The sequence below is a fragment of the Carboxylicivirga caseinilyticus genome (genome assembly GCF_050589785.1).
GTDB classification, from domain to species: Bacteria; Bacteroidota; Bacteroidia; order Bacteroidales; family Marinilabiliaceae; genus Carboxylicivirga; species Carboxylicivirga caseinilyticus.
In genome coordinates this window covers 39,306-56,224 of record NZ_JBNGOX010000013.1, presented here as the reverse complement: position 1 = coordinate 56,224, position 16,919 = coordinate 39,306, and the positions used below count along the sequence as shown (strand labels likewise).

Sequence of the window (16,919 nt, the reverse complement as noted above, 5' to 3'; positions counted from 1 at the left end):
CACTCACTAAGTAATAAAGTTACGACTTCAATCACTATGATAAAAATCAACGCTTACAATTTAAAACCTATTTTAATGATAAATAGTAACAACTATCTTTCGACGACCTCCATAATTCCTGAATTCGCAAAGATAGATGCCTTGCCAGGTTCCGAGATTTAATCTGTGATTTGTAATAGGAATATTTAATGACACGCCCACTAGTGAAGATTTTATATGAGCCGGCATATCATCATCACCTTCTAAAACATGGTTATAATCAGGATCCCGTTCAGGAACCAATTTATTAAACACCGTTTCAAAATCTTCACGAACTGTATAATCCGCATTTTCATTCAATGTTAATCCAGCCGATGAATGTTTAATAAAAACATTCATAATACCTTTTTCGGGAAGAGTTGGAATATGACGCAAAATATCATTGGTTACCAAATGAAAACCTCTTCTATATTCCGATAATGTTATCTCATATTGATCAATCATCTTGAAAAATTTATTTTTACTTACAAATTATAACTAATCTTGCTACACCACCCGGTTTGGAGGAGTTTCGCCATTAAAAAAAGCTTTTATATTTTCAGCCACCAACGTCGACATTTCCTTTCGGGTTTCGTGTGTAGCAGTTCCCAGATGCGGGATCAACACCACATTATCCATAGCTAATAATTCATCAGGAACTGTTGGTTCATTCTCATACACATCCAGTCCAGCTCCGGCTATTCTGCCAGAATGCAAAGCTTCTATCAGTGCCTGCTGATCAATAACAGGTCCACGTGCCGTGTTAATTAAGTATGCTGACGACTTCATCAAAGCCAGTTCCTCCTTGCCAATCATTCCCTTTGTTTCAGCTGTTAAAGGCATGTTCAACGAAACCACATCAGACAGCTTCAATAATTCATCCAATGCTAAATACTGAGCACTAAAACTTTTTTCTATCACCTCATCCACTCGATTTCGGTTATGATACACCACTTTCATACCAGATGCAATAGCTCTTCTTGCCAGGGCTTTTCCAATGGCACCCATACCTATAATCCCAAGCGTTTTACCAACCAGTGTAGTACTTAAGTTACGCATCACTCCCCAGGTAACCTGCTTTTCGCGTAGCTTTCGATCCATTTCAGCCATTCTACGGGCAACCGAAATCATCAAGCCCATCGCCAGCTCAGCTGTTGGCTCAGTTACCGGATCGGGACTATTGGTTATAATAATACCTTTCGACTTTGCATGGGCAACATCAATATTATCATATCCTGCACCAAAGTTGGCAATCATTTTAAGGTTGGGAGCTGCATCAATTACCTCATTAACGATCTTATTACCATAAACTGTAATAATTGCATCACAATCAACGACTTTTTCTATCAGCTCCTCCTGAGAAAACTTTTCATTCTCAGGATATATTAAATTCCAGTCTGGCAAAACCTTTTGAATTTCATCTTTTGGAACTGCCAGCATTACTAATACCTTTTTATTCATTTCAATATTTATTTATTGATGAGATAAAGTTAATGAGTCTAGGCAAAAAAACTCCATTTAATAGCTCACCAAAATATATTTTCAATTAAGATTTACTATAAACTAATCGGTTAGACTTGCATTATTAAAAATTTGAATGTAATTTTCTTTTCCTTTCTTAAAAATAACAGCATGGCGGTAATGCATTCCAGATATGATGTACCCGAAGAAAGGAACTCACACGAAGTTCTTCCAAACAAGCTGGGCATTACCGATTTAAAATCCATTTATAAAGTTGAATTTGAAGGATTCTTAAAAGCGCAGTATATTCTTCTGGAACAACTACATACCAAAACCATATTCAACATTAAATACATTCAGGGAATTCATAAAATTGCCTTAAAGGATGTATATGACTTTGCCGGTCAACTAAGACACGTAAATATGACCAAGGGTGGTTTTTTGTTTCCCACTGCCAAGTTCCTTCCAACTATCCTACACCAATTTGAAGAAGAAGTATTAGCTAAACTACCTCATATCTATGCCGATAAGGAAGCTCTGATTTACGACATTGCCAAGGTTCATGCCGAACTACTATTTATCCACCCCTTTAGAGAAGCAAATGGCAGAGTTGCCAGAGTGCTGGCTAATCTGATGGCTGTTAAACAGGGATATGATTTTCTTGGGTTTTACAAAATCACACAAAGGCAATTTCAACAATACATATTTGCGGTTCAGTCGGCAGCAGAACAAAATTATGAACCCATGTACAAAATAATAAAGTCCATTTTTTAAGAACGTTTAGATTCTTTCAGCTTCAATTCCTCTTTAACATTAGATATCATTTCATCCAGTTCATCTGAACTGAATTCAATGCCTTCTATTTGAAAAGACGAAACAACAGAATTAACTGTTTTATTGAACCTTACATCTTCCTCATTTAAATCAGGGTGGCTATCCATCACGCTCTTCTTCATATACATAAAATTACAAAAAATTACCCTAAACTCCTCGTTTTAAGCAATACAATTTACCTTCAAACGTTGCTTTTTTTATATGGATTAACTTCCTATTTTTACAGCAATGAAAAATCGTCTACTGTTAATATCTATTATCTTACAACTCTTTGTAAGTCATCAAATAATTGCCCAGCAAAAGCAAATTGAAATCAAAGGTAACATTGTTGATTCAACAGGTTCGCCTATTCCATTTGCCAATATTGTTATAACCAAAACAAACGAAGGAAGCGTAAGTGATGAGACAGGTAATTTTTCGTTTTCCACTCTCACTCAGCCTCCCTTTGTTCTGAAGATTTCTTCCATTGGTTTTGCAGAACTGGAGATGGAAGTAAAAAGGGCTGAAGATCTGAATAATCTTAAAATAACACTCGAATCAAAAACCGAAGAAATTGGTCAGGTTGAAGTAGAAGGTAACATTAAAGATCAATCGTTTACTAAAATAGACCCAAAGTTAATTGACCGTTTACCGGATGCATCTGGAGGAGGTATTGAAGGCTTGGTAAAAAGTCAGATTGGTGTTTCTTCCAATAATGAATTAAGCTCGCAATACCGGGTACGAGGTGGTAACTACGACGAAAATCTGGTTTATGTCAATGATATAGAAATCTATCGCCCCTTTTTGATTCGTTCCGGCCAACAGGAAGGTTTGAGTTTTGTCAATCCCAAACTGATTTCGTCATTAAAATTCTCACCGGGAGGCTTCGAAGCTCAATACGGAGATAAGATGTCTTCGGTGCTGGATGTTCAGTACAAACAACCCAAAGAACTAAAGGGAAGCCTGTCTGCCAGTTTATTAGGCGCATCGGGCCATATAGAAGGCAGCTCCAAAGACAATAAATTAACTGCTATAGCCGGTGTACGTTACAAAACCAATAAATACCTGCTTGGCACCCTGGATGTAAGTGGTGATTATAATCCTACATTTTTTGATGCCCAAACATTTATTACTTATCGGTTAAGTGATAAAATTAAACTGGAAGCTTTGGGTTACTATTCGTTCAACGCATATGATTTTATGCCTGTTGACAGAAATACCGTTTTTGGTACCATCAATGAAGCAAAAAGTTTAAGAATATATTTTGAAGGACAGGAACACGATAATTTCCAAACCGGATTAGGAGCCATCACTTTTAAATACAATCCTGACGCATACAACCAACTGAAGGTTACTGCCATGGGTTACAGAACCTATGAAGAGGAAACCTATGATATTATGGGGCAATATTGGTTACAGGATCTCGAATCAACAGACGGATCCACTCCGGCCATAACTGATCCAGCTGAAAATATTGGAATAGGAACCAACATTGAACATGCCCGAAACGATTTATTTGGTCTTATTCAAAACATTGCTGTACAAGGCAAACACCAATTGGACAATCACTTATTATCATGGGAAGCAAAGTATCAGCACGAACGTTTCAAAGACCGTATCAATGAATGGGAAATGCGCGACTCAGCTGGTTACTCGATTCCTGTTACCAATACTGAGCTTATTTTAAAATATGCGCTAAACTCAAATCTTGAAACAAACTCGAACCGGGTTACAGGCTATCTTCAGGATGAATTTAAACTGGAAACCAACCGTGGAATTTTTATTATTAATGCCGGAATACGAGCCAGTTACTGGGATTTTAACAACGAATTGATTTTTAGTCCACGGTTGAACACTTTATATCATCCTGCCGAAAACAATAAAACACGTTATCGCTTTGCTACCGGAATATATTATCAATCGCCTTTTTATCGCGAAATACGAACACCTAAGGGTGAATTGAATTATGATATCAAGTCGCAGAAATCGGTGCAGTTTGTAGCCGGATATGATAAGATTTTTGATGTAAAGGAGCGCTCTTTTACTTTTACAACAGAAGCCTATTACAAGCATTTGACTGACATTAATCCTTATCAGATTGATAACGTAAGAATAAGATATGCAGGTGAAAATAATGCACAAGGCTATGCAACAGGACTTGATTTCAAAATTAATGGCGAGTTTGTAAAAGGTATTGAATCGTGGGCTAACCTGTCAATTATGAAAACAGAAGAAGATATTCTGGATGATTCATATACCGTGACAGATGAGAATGGTTTAGAACAGGTTGTTTATCCTGGTTATATACCTCGCCCGTCTGACCAGAGAGTGAATTTTTCGTTGTTTTTTCAGGATTATTTGCCTAACAACCCAACCTTTACGGTTCAGCTGAGTGTTTTATATGGAACCGGATTACCATTCGGACCGCCGCAATCAGAAAGATACAAGGCCACACAACGAATGCCCAGCTATCGACGTGTTGATATTGGATTTTCGAAAGATCTGATGAATATTTATCACAATATGACTCGAAGCAAAACGATTAAGAATGCATGGTTAAGTGTTGAAATATTTAACCTGTTTAACATTAACAACACTATTTCTTACACTTGGGTTAACGATGTTTTTAATCGCCAGTATGCGGTTCCAAATTATCTGACATCGAGACGAATTAATTTAAAGCTGGCGGTGGAGTTTTAAAGGTGTTTAATTGTGTTGAGTTGTTAATTTGAAGAGTTGAATATTATGCCGCTAACAATTCAACATTATTTACAGACAGCCCTTCGGGCTTTGATGAACAGCTTCGTTAAATACACATAGCACTCACGTACTATGCTGGTACAGGCGTCCCTCCGGGACTGTCATACAATTGTTAAAAAGAACATAACTATCATGTTCAATGCTCTCACAAACGTCCCTGACGGGACTATTAAGCATATTCTTTCAACACATATTTTTGTCGAATTGCTGATGGATTGAAGTATTTGATTGTTAATTTAATGAATCGAAAATTATAATCTATCAATCCAACATCATATACAGACAGCCCTCCGGGCTTTGATGAGCATCTTCGTTAAATACACATAGCACTCACGTACTATGCTGGTACAGGCGTCCCTCCGGGACTGTCATATAATTGTTAAAAAGAACATAACTATCATGTTCAATGCTGGCACAAACGTCCCTTCGGGACTAGCAGAAATGTCTATCCAGGCTTATTTGTTCAAATTGGTAATGTATTAAAGTGTTGAATTGAAGATTAATGCACAATATTCAAAATCTCAACAATCAAATCCCTAAAGGACTGCAGACTAAAAACTATAGACTACTGACTAATCACTAAAAATACAAATCCCTCTCTCCTTTTTTGATTCTTTCCAGGCGATCAACTAATTTATCTTTAAACTGCTCATCTTCATAGGATGTTAGATTATCTTCAATCAACTGATAACCCTTTTCTTTGGTTTCTGAAGGTGCATAATCTTCTAGATACTCAGCTAAGGTAAGCATGGCATTGGGTTGGCAGAATCGTTTGATAAAACCCGGTACCGAAAATTCCATAAAGTGTTCACCGGTTCTTTTTAACCGATAGCAGGCTGTACAAAAAGAAGGTATATATCCCTTGCCCACCAGATCTTCCATTATTTCATTCAATGATCGGTTATCGCCAATTTCAAACTGCTCCAGATCCAGATCCTGTTGATCTTTTTTGTTGGTGTAGCCTTTCATCTCAATATTGGTACCGCCATCAATTTGCGAAACACCAAACTCCATAATCTCATCGCGAATATGTCCGGGTTCCCGGGCTGTTAGAATCAATCCGGTATAAGGCACAGCCAATCGCAGAATGGCTACCAGTCGGGTAAAATCCTCATCACTCACATCGTATTTTTTATCCACTTCAAAGCCCGAAGCCGATTTAATACGTGGAAAAGAGATCGTATGTGGTCCAACATTATAAACGGCCTCAAAATGATTTACATGACGCAGCAAACTCAATACTTCAAAGCGCCAGTCGTACAAACCCAGTAAAGCACCAATACCCACATCATCAATACCAGCCTCCTGAGCTCTGTCAAGACCTGTTATTCGCCAATCGTAGTGTTTCTTGGTTCCTGATTTATGTACCTTCTCATAGGTTTCTTTGTGATATGTCTCCTGAAAAATCTGATAGGTTCCAATACCAGCCTCTTTCACGGTTTTGAAACCTTCAATATCCAATGGTGCAGCATTGATATTAACCCTTCGAATTTCACCATTTTTATGCTTTACACTATATACCGTCTTTACTGTATCTGCAATAAACCCAGCATTATATTTCGGATGCTCGCCATAAACCAGAATCAACCGTTTATGACCATGATCCTCCAGGGCTGTGACCTGATCGATCAAATCCTGATTGGTCAGTGTCATGCGTTCCTGTTTTTTATTGGAGGTTCGGAAACCACAGTATGTACAATCGTTAATACATAAATTACCAATGTACAAAGGGGCGAACAGCACAATACGCTTACCATATACCCTTTCTTTCAATTCACGGGCTGCAGCTTTAATGCGTTCGATCATTTCAGGCTCTCTGGCATTCACCAAAATGGCCGTTTCTTCAAGCGTCAATCTGTTTTTCTGCAACGATCGGCCAATAACAGCCTCAACCTGCTCCATGGTTGGATTTTCATTCTTCGAAATGTAACTCCATATCTCATCTGCATCGATGAAATTTTCCATTGGTCGGTCTGCAAGAGCATATTGTTGAGGATGATATATTATGGACATGATGCTGTTTTTAAAGAAAAAATTTTGCCTGAATAGCTCTGTAAATTTAGGATTATTCTGCTAATTCAAGCAATAAACTACCTAATTAATAGGGATAAATTTCTTCATTTATATGGATATAAAACAGGAGATTTATCACATCTTTGAACAAACTTCAATATCGAACCTTATTTAAAAAAAGTGTAACAGATATGATTGCTAATTCAATTTCGGAACTACAGAAATGGTTTGAAAACCATCAACAGATAATGATTGCTTTATCAGGAGGCGTTGATTCCAGTTTAGCGGCTTATCTGGCACGATTATTTAAAAATAAGGAAGATGTATTGGCTGTCATTTCCGACTCAACCAGTCTGAAGCGAAAAGACTTACAGGAAGCCATTGAATTTTGTAAGTTGTATGATATAGAATATCATATTCTGGAATCCGACCCTATAGTAGATACTAATTATGCAGCCAATCCGGATAATCGATGCTATTACTGTAAAAGCTTTTTATACGAGGCCATGATTCAATTGCGGAATGAAAAATATCCTTCCTTTACCATGGTTAACGGAAACAATGCTGATGACAAAGGAGATTACCGCCCGGGACTGGAAGCAGCAAAAGAAAACAATGCACTGAGTCCCTTAATGGATTGCAACATCAATAAAGACACCATCAGAGAAATTGCCCGACATTACCAGTTGAAAATCTGGGATAAACCAGCCTCTCCATGTTTGAGTAGCCGTTTTCCGTATGGAACTGCCATCACTATTAAAAAACTGAATATGGTGGAAGAAGGCGAAAACCTGTTAAACTCTTATGGTTTTGCTGATTGTAGGGTTCGCTATTACAATGGAGTTGCCAAACTGGAAGTTCAACCCGAAGAGGTGGAGAAACTCTTATCATTGTTTGACGAGCTTCAACCACTCTTTATAAAAATGGGTTTCAGCAATATTGAAATTGATAAAGAGGGTTTAATTTCGGGCAAACTCAACCGGGCATTGGGTTTTAAAGTGGTAAGGGAGTAATATTGAAAAGAATTGAACTACTTAATCAGATTGTATACTCGATCTTAATCGTTAAATTTGTATAACAATCAAACTATTAATACTATGGATATTACTAAGAAAAGAGATTTTATTCAAAAGTATTTGAATCAGGCAGACGAAAACATAATAAATGAGTTTTATGAAATACTTCAAAAATCAGAAATATTAAAAGAAAAATTATCTGCCAGAGCTAAAAAATCCGAGAAAGATATTTCTGAAGGTAAAATATATTCACGCTCTGAGCTTGAAGATCGAACCTCTGGTTTCTTTTAATTATGAAGCTTGTATATACCGAACAAGCTTTAAACAGCTTGGAAGATATACTTTACTTTATGGCATCTAAAGTATCACGTAAAAAATTGTCTTTAATACGTAACCGCATTCTTGATGCAGCTGACACACTTCTTAAACAACCTCTGCAAGGAGCAGAAGAACCATACCTCAAACATCTTTCTCTTGGTCATCGACGAATAATCGATGGGAATTATAAAATTATTTATAGAGTTATTGGTGAATATATCTACATTACCGATATTTTCGATACAAGACAAGATCCCGATAAAATGAAAAGCTAAACTTTTTACAAATAGCCACTCAGATGTCTTTAAGCAATTAAAAACACCAAATTCTAACCTACCCCAACCAAATTCTAGTTTACCTCCTATTTAATGTAGCGAAATAGGCAGTTTCGTAAGTGATAATTCTAAATATTTATTAAAATTGTTACTTATGAAAAACCTAATTCTCAAAACTAGTTTACTTCTTTGTTTTCTAACTCTGTTTGTAAGTGTTCAGGCAAAACCCATAAAGCTACCGCCCCTAAAACTAAAAAAAGGAGATACATTTTCGTATCAATGTAATACCACAAATAACGATGATAATAAAAGTGAGCAAATCTATTGGTTAACCTTTCAAGTAATAGACATAAATAAAGATGTTTACTCAATGGAAGTCGAAATCGATCGATACAAAACAAACAGTGCATCTCAGAACCTTGATACCCAGTTTGGGTGCTATAATGAGTTTGAATCACCATTAATACAGATACCTGTTCCATTTCAGATAAGCAAGGATAGGAAAATATCTGATCTTCAGCTTCCGAGAGAGGTTATTAATAAGCGAAGTGATGATTTTGCTGCAGAAGATCTACTAAAGAAGATGCAGCTGTCGATGTATTATCAACAGCATGAAATTAAGTTAAAAAAGTTGATTGAAAGTGTTTTTGCATGCTGGAATATGCCTGATGCCAAAAACAATGATTTAGCCTATTACAACTCAACAACTAATAACCAGTACAAGGTTAAGTATATTTTTGAAGCAGACAGCGTGTTGCTCTCAAAGAAAATTGAGACAACCCCATACATTAGTTATCCGGAAAAAGAAAATATAGAAGGCACTTTCATAGTTAACCCGAAAACAGGACTCTCAACTGAAATTTCTTACAGTATTGCTTTAACACAAAAGATGTATGTTGAATCATATGACATAAATCAAATTGTTACCATACAACCATATACGCCAAACAAAAGCGTTACACTCATAGCCAAGGTTGCAGATGATTACAATGGTAGTGAATTACATGCTTATTTGGTTAACAACTACTTTTTTGAGCGAGACCTTTTTAAATGGAGAATTGATCTGGAAAAAGGAAAGACCTATTCGACCACTCAAGATCTGTTGCGCCCCTTAGCTCTTAATTTAGTTTTAAAAGAGGGTCCGGCTATGGGTTCTTCTTTTTGTAATCTCCTATTGGAACCTGGTGATAGTATTACAATAAACATCAATAATGATAGCATTTATTTTACCGGAAAAGGAGCTTTAAAAAACAAACTAAAAAGATATTTAATAGACCATGATTTGAAGATAGATAAGGAATGGGATGAACAAAAAATTAAACAAATATGTGAACAAAAAAACATTGAACATTTTGCCTATATCAATAAATTTAAAGCGCTGATTAGTGATTGGGCAAGTCAACATTTAGAAGCCGATATTTATTATGGTAGTTTGTTTCATTTAATGCACTATTACTATTATCACAATGATGGTAAGGTAAATGCTTCCTCTTTTGATCTGCTGTTTAATGATGTAGATTTAACAATACACTCATGTATCACTTCTTTTTACAATCGGACAGTTGTTAAAGACTATCTATACAGAAAAGCACTGATTATGAAAGGGCATAATCAAAACATGGTCATACCCGAACAGGAAGAATTCTATCTGGCTGAGATGTTATTATCAGGCGAAGCTAAATACATGGCTCAAACCGATATTGTTTGGCAAGCGCTTAAAAGCAACGATACACAAATCGGCAATCATCTTTTTCAGGAATACAAAAAACATTATTGGCAATCGGAGTTTTACAAATTGTTGTATAATTTACATACTAACCGTGTAAATCTTGGACCAAACCAATCATTACCCGAAGTTACTTTTACTACTATTGACGGCAAACATATCTCAACCAATGATTTAAGAGGAAAATATGTGCAACTATTATTTATAAATATTGAATTTAATGATAGGGATAAAACCATGGAGGCTTATCAAAAATTTAAAACCGAAATGGATAGCAAGCAGTTTGAACTTATTACAGTATTTGTAACACCCGATGAAAATAAGATTAACGAATACATTAAAGAACACCAACCTAAAGGCATTTTAGTTTCGAATCCCGATTGGCATATTGATGAGCTAAACCAATTTAATATGGAATATGGCTTACCCTATTTTCTTGTCAATCCGGATGGAGTAATAATATTTAGTGGTGCAATAGCAGATGATGGACTCGAATATTTTTTAAATGAAGTAAAGAAAGTCATTCAACAAACCGACTTCTCTACCTATGAAGCAGCAATATCCAAAAGAACACTGTACAGTGTTCTTTTGGTTGCTTTATTGGTTATACTAATAATTGTATTTGTGAGCATTATGGTTACACGAAATATCAAACGGAAAGATGCTTTACAACGCCAGCAACTGGAGTGGCAAATAAGTGCCGTTCGTTCTCAACTTAACCCTCATTTCTTGTTTAACGCCATGAACTCTATCCAGTTTTTGGTGAATCAGAATGAGAATAAAAAAGCCAACCTGTTTTTATCCAGTTTTGCCAAATTAATGCGTAAAGTTCTGTATCAGGCGGAAGAGGAATATACTTCGCTCAATAATGAACTGGATACTATTCAAAAATACCTTGAACTGGAGCAGCTTCGTCATAAATTTACATTCAATATTAATGTTGATCCTGCCATTGATGCCTATAATACCGAAATTCCAGTGATGCTTATACAGCCATTTGTTGAAAATGCAATCATACATGGCATTGCTGAATTAAAAGACAAAGGAATTATCGAAATTTCAATTAAACAGTTTAATCAGAATCAATTAAAGATCTGCATTTGCGATAACGGTGCAGGTTTAAATAAATCCAATTCATCAGTTCAATCGAATGGAAAAGGAATTAATTTAACCCAAAAAAGGATGGAACTGTTAATGCAGAAATACCAAAAGGGAATTACTTTTGAAGTCAGCGACCGTAAACAACACGATCCTAATCAAAAAGGAACCCTGGTAAATATTCACATTGAAACCGAAGCCTAAAAATGAAATCGATACGAGCCCTGATTATCGACGACGAAGAAAACAACATCAACAATCTTAAGGATTTATTACAATACTACTGTCCTGAAGTTGAGATATGCGATACAGCTCAAAATGCAGCTGAAGGCATCAAAAAAATTAAAGCTGTTCAACCCGAATTAGTATTTCTGGATGTTCAAATGCCAGGAGGAACCGGCTTTGAACTATTGGAAGCACTCTCTCCTATCACCTTCCAGGTAATTTTTGTAACTGCTTTTGATCAATATGCTATTCGAGCCATTCGTTTCTGTGCCATTGACTATTTATTGAAGCCAGTTGATATTCTGGATTTACAACAAGCCGTTCAGCGAGCTATTCGAAATCTTCAGGAAAAGAATCAGATTCATGCACCTCAACAATTTATCGAAAACCGGAAACAAGAAGCCAACAAACAAAAAATAGGATTACCTACTGCAGAGCGTATCCTTTTTGTTGAACTGCATGAAATAACACGATGTGTAGGGGAAAGTAATTATACACATGTATATCTGATGGATGGCAAAAGTATTTTAATCTCAAAAACACTAAAAGAATTTGATGAATTATTGTGCGACAAAGGTTTTACTCGTGTTCACCAGTCTCACCTGGTAAATTTAAAGTATGTCCGTTCATTTGAAAAATATGATGGAGGTTACCTTAAAATGAATGACGGAACTTCCATACCTGTATCTCGTCAACGAAAAAATACAGTGATGGATCTTTTAACCAAATAATAAAGCCACCTTCTGATTTTAGAAAGCGGCTTTATATAATCTTAAATTAATAATTTTAACCTCTCCTTGTTGCCGCAAAAAGAGTTGCGATTCAATTTTGTGCAGTGAGTGCGGCAGGCTTCTTATTCTATAATTCCCCAGGTTCATTCGCTACGCTCAATCACCCGGGGCTCTCACTATTTAACTCCTCCGGAGTTAGCACTTCGTCTAATCAATCAACTTATCAGCACATTGATAATCACATCATAAAAAGCTACTTCCTTCTGACTACTGCCTAACAAGCTAATCACAGGTACTCTTCAATAATACCTTTTACATCTTCGGGAGCAACTCGTCCGTAAACACGCTCACCTACAGTAACCACTGGTGCCAATCCGCAGGCTCCTACGCAACGCAGGCAGCTGATAGAGAATTTACCGTCATCGGTTGTCTCTCCCACTTTTACGTTCAGATGTTTTTTAAACTCATCCAACACCTTCTCAGCACCACGTACATAACATGCTGTTCCCATACAAATGGAAATAGGATGCTGTCCTTTGGGTATCATTGAAAAGAAAGAGTAAAAAGTGACGACACCATAAACATGTGCCACTGAAACATTTAATTCCTCGGCAACCAGTTCCTGAACCTCGGCAGGCAGATAGCCAAACATTTCCTGTGCTGCATGAAGCACATTAATCAGTTCGCCACCATCGTTATCGAACTTCTTACATACCTCTTTTAATTCATCTACTTTTGCAGCGGGTAATTTTATATTTGCCATTTTATTATTTTTTAAGACATAAGATAAAAAGTATCAAGTATCAAGACAATCATGAATCTTGATACTTTCATCTTGATACTTTCATCTTGATACTAATCAGATTTCAATCTTCTTTTTCTTATCGTAATAATGCGTATGCAACAACTCATGAGACTTATGTCCACATGGTTCACCCAGGAACTCGGCATACAGTTTTTGTATAAACGGATTCTCATGTGATTTACGCAATACTTTGCCTTTGTCCTCTTCGTATATAGCACGCTGACGCTTTTTCAAGATATCAACATTGCCATGATGATAAGGTTGACCACCGCCACCAATACAACCGCCGGGACAAGCCATTATTTCAATTGCATGAAACTCTGATTTACCGGCTTTGATGTCTTCGAGTAATTTACGCGCATTACCTAAGCCGTGAGCAATACCAATATTAATAGGTAACCCGTCGAAATCAATGGTTGCAGAACGGATACCTTCCATACCACGCAACTCTTCAAAATCAAGTCGTTCCAAAGGCTTTTTAGTATGCACCTCGTAAGCTGTACGAACAGCTGCTTCTATCACTCCTCCGGTTGTACCAAATATCACAGCTGCACCTGTTGATTCTCCTAATGGTTTATCAAAATCTTCATCATCCAATGCCTCAAAATTAAGGTTGGCATTGCGTATCATCTGAGCCAACTCACGGGTAGAGATGGAAATATTCACATCCGGATCGCCATTTACCGCAAACTCTTCGCGTGAACATTCATATTTCTTAGCCAAACATGGCATTACAGAAACAACCACTACATCTTCACGCTTCTGTTTTAACTGATCTGCAAAATACGTTTTGGCAATAGCACCAAACATCTGTTGAGGTGATTTGGCTGTTGAAGGAATATCAATCATTTCAGGGAACTGATGCTCAAAGAAATTTACCCATCCAGGACAACAGGAAGTAAGAATTGGCAATTTAACATCCTTATCTCCTGCCAGATGCTTGCTTAAGCGATCTAACAATTCAGTGCCTTCTTCCATAATGGTAAGGTCAGCAGCAAAATCAGTATCAAATACATAATCGAATCCCAGTTTGCGCAAAGCAGAAACCATCTTACCTGTTACAGATGTTCCTGGTTCCATTCCAAATTCTTCACCCAATGCAGCTCTCACAGCCGGAGCTGTCTGAACTATTACAGTTTTGGTTGGATTTACAATCGCATCCATCACTTTGGATGAACTATCGCGTTCGGTTAGTGCACCGGTAGGACAAACTGCCACACATTGCCCGCAGAAGGTACAGGTTGAGTGGTCAAGATCCATTTCGAAGGCTGGTGCAACCACTGATTCAAAGCCTCTGTTAATAGCTGAAAGAACCCCTACTGTCTGTACATCATTACATGCTGTTTCGCAACGGCGACACATAATACACTTATCCATATCACGGATAATAGCGGGCGATTCATCACCTTTGTAAGTACTCTTGGCACCCGTGTATTTTATCTCACGAATACCCAGTTTTTGAGCCAGACTCTGCAATTCACAATCACCTGATTTTGCACAAACCAGACATTCAAAAGGGTGATCTGAAAGAATCAACTCCATAACTGTGCGACGTGCGTTAACCACTCTCACCGAGTGCGTATTAACTGTCATACCTTCAGAGCACTCCGTTTTACATGCCGGAGCAAGGTTACGACGACCTTCTACCTCAACAACACATACGCGACATCCGCCGGGCTTATTTTCAAAGTTGGTGTCTTCCAACTTCATATAGCAAAGCGAAGGTATATCTACCCCGATTGTCTTTGCCGCTTCTAAGATGGTAGTTCCTTTTTCAACGACTACCTTTTTATTATCTATGGTTAATTGAACGATATCCATTTCTTATCTTTTTCTGTTCAAAAATACTGGTGTAAATTACTGGATGCTGATCGCTCCGAACTTACATTTTTCATAACACGCTCCACACTTAATACATGTTGTTGGATTGATCACATGCGGTGCTTTTTTCTCACCTGCAATGGCATCAACCGGACAAACACGTGAGCATAAAGTACAACCCACACATTTTTCTTCGTCAATAACATATTGCATTAACGCTTTACACTGACCAGCCGGACAGTTATCGTTTTTCACGTGTGCGATATATTCATCCCAGAAATTTTCCATGGTTGATAAAACCGGATTTGGAGAGGTTTGCCCCAAACCACAAAGCGAGGTATCCTTAATAACATTACTCAAATTGCGAAGGTTATCAAGGTCGGCCTCAGTACCTTTTCCTTCGGTAATTTTATGAAGCATTTCGTACAAACGCTTGTTACCGATTCGACATGGAGCGCACTTACCACATGATTCTTCAACAGTAAAATCAAGATAAAACTTAGCCATTGATACCATACAATCGCTTTCATCCATCACGATCATACCACCAGATCCCATCATTGATCCACTGGCCAGCAAGTTATCGTAATCAATAGGTATATCAAGGTGTTTATCGGTTAAACACCCACCCGATGGCCCACCTGTTTGAACAGCTTTAAATTTCTTACCGTCTTTAATACCACCACCAATATCAAAAATTACTTCCCGAAGAGTGGTACCCATCGGTACTTCAATCAAACCAACGTTATTTACCTTTCCTGCCAGGGCAAACACCTTGGTTCCTTTACTTTTCTCGGTTCCGATACTGCTAAACCATTCAGCACCTTTCATCAGGATAACCGGAATGTTGGCGTAAGTCTCAACATTATTTACGTTGGTAGGCTTGCCTTTGTATCCGCTTTCTGAAGGGAAAGGAGGTTTAACTGTAGGTTCTCCTCGTAATCCTTCCATGGAGTGAATCAACGAAGTTTCTTCACCACAAACAAAAGCACCGGCACCAAAACGTAATTCGACATCAAAATTAAAACCGGTACCAAATATATCACTACCCAACAAGCCATATTCACGAGCCTGTTCAATGGCAATTTTCAAACGTTTAATAGCAAGCGGATACTCTGCACGGATATAAATCAGACCTTTGTCGGCACCTGTACAATAGGCATTGATAGCCATTGCCTCCAAAACTGAATGCGGATCACCTTCCAGAATGGAACGATCCATAAAGGCTCCCGGATCTCCTTCGTCTGCATTACATACTACGTATTTCTGATCTGATTCTACTTTGCGGGTAATATCCCATTTTAATCCGGTAGGGAATCCACCTCCACCACGACCACGTAATCCGGAATCAATAATAATTTTGATTACCTCTTCAGGTTTCATCTCAGTAAGAGCTTTACCTAATGAAGCATACCCATCGCGGGCAATATATTCATCTATATTTTCAGGGTTGATAAATCCACAATTTCGTAAAGCAATCCGAATCTGTTTTTTGTAGAAGCCCATGTTTTTCGATTCTGAAACTTGTTTTTTTGTTTCCGGATCGATGTATAAAAGTCTTTCAACCTGACGGCCTTTAACCAGATGCTCTTTAACAATCTCTTCTGCGTCTTTAGGGCTAACCTGCACATAAAAAGTGTTATCGGGAACCATTTTTACCACAGGACCTTTTTCACAGAAACCAAAACATCCTGTTCTTACCACCTGAACTTCCTGCTCGAGACCATTCTCCTCAAGAATACGATTCAGGTTTTGTACAATCTCTTCTCCTTGCGATGCGCGACATCCTGTACCGCCACACACAAGAACATGATTTTTATATTTTGCCATAGCGTTATA

At 37.5% G+C, this 16,919-nt stretch carries 14 protein-coding genes; 7 read left to right on the top strand and 7 right to left on the bottom strand.

The window, feature by feature from the left end:
* Nucleotides 1-72 precede the first annotated feature (72 nt).
* Nucleotides 73-483: a secondary thiamine-phosphate synthase enzyme YjbQ gene (locus ACRD62_RS08800; protein ID WP_321409860.1), complete on the bottom strand. Its 411-nt coding sequence runs from the start codon at nt 481-483 to the stop codon at nt 73-75.
* Nucleotides 484-525: 42 nt separating this feature from the next.
* Nucleotides 526-1,479, bottom strand: coding sequence for an NAD(P)-dependent oxidoreductase (locus ACRD62_RS08795; RefSeq protein ID WP_430819762.1), 954 nt, complete (start codon nt 1,477-1,479; stop codon nt 526-528).
* A 171-nt stretch (nt 1,480-1,650) separates the two neighbouring features.
* Between ACRD62_RS08795 and ACRD62_RS08790 the strand changes: the two genes are divergently transcribed.
* Entirely contained in the window at nt 1,651-2,253 is a 603-nt protein-coding gene (locus ACRD62_RS08790) for a Fic/DOC family protein (protein ID WP_430819761.1), read from the top strand.
* Here the strand turns inward: ACRD62_RS08790 and ACRD62_RS08785 are convergent.
* Entirely contained in the window at nt 2,250-2,435 is a 186-nt protein-coding gene (locus ACRD62_RS08785) for a hypothetical protein (RefSeq protein WP_430819760.1), read from the bottom strand. The genes ACRD62_RS08790 and ACRD62_RS08785 overlap by 4 nt on opposite strands.
* 106 nt (nt 2,436-2,541) lie before the next feature.
* Between ACRD62_RS08785 and ACRD62_RS08780 the strand changes: the two genes are divergently transcribed.
* Nucleotides 2,542-4,992, top strand: coding sequence for a TonB-dependent receptor (locus ACRD62_RS08780; protein ID WP_430819759.1), 2,451 nt, complete (start codon nt 2,542-2,544; stop codon nt 4,990-4,992).
* 639 nt (nt 4,993-5,631) lie between these two features.
* Here the strand turns inward: ACRD62_RS08780 and hydG are convergent.
* The gene (hydG, locus tag ACRD62_RS08775) at nt 5,632-7,065 is read right to left on the bottom strand and encodes a [FeFe] hydrogenase H-cluster radical SAM maturase HydG (RefSeq protein WP_430819758.1); all 1,434 of its coding nucleotides are present in this window, start codon (nt 7,063-7,065) and stop codon (nt 5,632-5,634) included.
* 191 nt (nt 7,066-7,256) lie between these two features.
* Between hydG and larE the strand changes: the two genes are divergently transcribed.
* The 5 genes from larE to ACRD62_RS08750 all read left to right on the top strand — a co-directional run bounded on the left by larE (nt 7,257) and on the right by ACRD62_RS08750 (nt 12,454).
* Nucleotides 7,257-8,078: an ATP-dependent sacrificial sulfur transferase LarE gene (larE, locus tag ACRD62_RS08770; protein ID WP_430819757.1), complete on the top strand. Its 822-nt coding sequence runs from the start codon at nt 7,257-7,259 to the stop codon at nt 8,076-8,078.
* Nucleotides 8,079-8,162: 84 nt separating this feature from the next.
* Nucleotides 8,163-8,372, top strand: coding sequence for a hypothetical protein (locus tag ACRD62_RS08765; RefSeq protein WP_430819756.1), 210 nt, complete (start codon nt 8,163-8,165; stop codon nt 8,370-8,372).
* Between the two features lie 2 nt (nt 8,373-8,374).
* The gene (locus ACRD62_RS08760; protein ID WP_430819755.1) at nt 8,375-8,674 is read left to right on the top strand and encodes a type II toxin-antitoxin system RelE/ParE family toxin; all 300 of its coding nucleotides are present in this window, start codon (nt 8,375-8,377) and stop codon (nt 8,672-8,674) included.
* A 154-nt stretch (nt 8,675-8,828) separates the two neighbouring features.
* Nucleotides 8,829-11,702 (top strand): histidine kinase, encoded by a 2,874-nt coding sequence (locus ACRD62_RS08755; protein WP_430819754.1) that lies wholly within the window; start codon nt 8,829-8,831, stop codon nt 11,700-11,702.
* A gap of 2 nt (nt 11,703-11,704) precedes the next feature.
* Nucleotides 11,705-12,454 (top strand): LytR/AlgR family response regulator transcription factor, encoded by a 750-nt coding sequence (locus tag ACRD62_RS08750; RefSeq protein WP_430819753.1) that lies wholly within the window; start codon nt 11,705-11,707, stop codon nt 12,452-12,454.
* A gap of 286 nt (nt 12,455-12,740) precedes the next feature.
* Here the strand turns inward: ACRD62_RS08750 and ACRD62_RS08745 are convergent, their stop codons facing one another.
* The 3 genes from ACRD62_RS08745 to ACRD62_RS08735 all read right to left on the bottom strand — a co-directional run bounded on the left by ACRD62_RS08745 (nt 12,741) and on the right by ACRD62_RS08735 (nt 16,910).
* Nucleotides 12,741-13,217 (bottom strand): NADH-quinone oxidoreductase subunit NuoE family protein, encoded by a 477-nt coding sequence (locus tag ACRD62_RS08745; protein ID WP_321409842.1) that lies wholly within the window; start codon nt 13,215-13,217, stop codon nt 12,741-12,743.
* A 96-nt stretch (nt 13,218-13,313) separates the two neighbouring features.
* Nucleotides 13,314-15,080, bottom strand: a complete 1,767-nt coding sequence (locus ACRD62_RS08740) for an NADH-dependent [FeFe] hydrogenase, group A6 (RefSeq protein ID WP_430819752.1) — start codon at nt 15,078-15,080, stop codon at nt 13,314-13,316.
* Nucleotides 15,081-15,116: 36 nt separating this feature from the next.
* The gene (locus ACRD62_RS08735) at nt 15,117-16,910 is read right to left on the bottom strand and encodes an NADH-ubiquinone oxidoreductase-F iron-sulfur binding region domain-containing protein (RefSeq protein WP_430819751.1); all 1,794 of its coding nucleotides are present in this window, start codon (nt 16,908-16,910) and stop codon (nt 15,117-15,119) included.
* Nucleotides 16,911-16,919 lie beyond the last annotated feature (9 nt).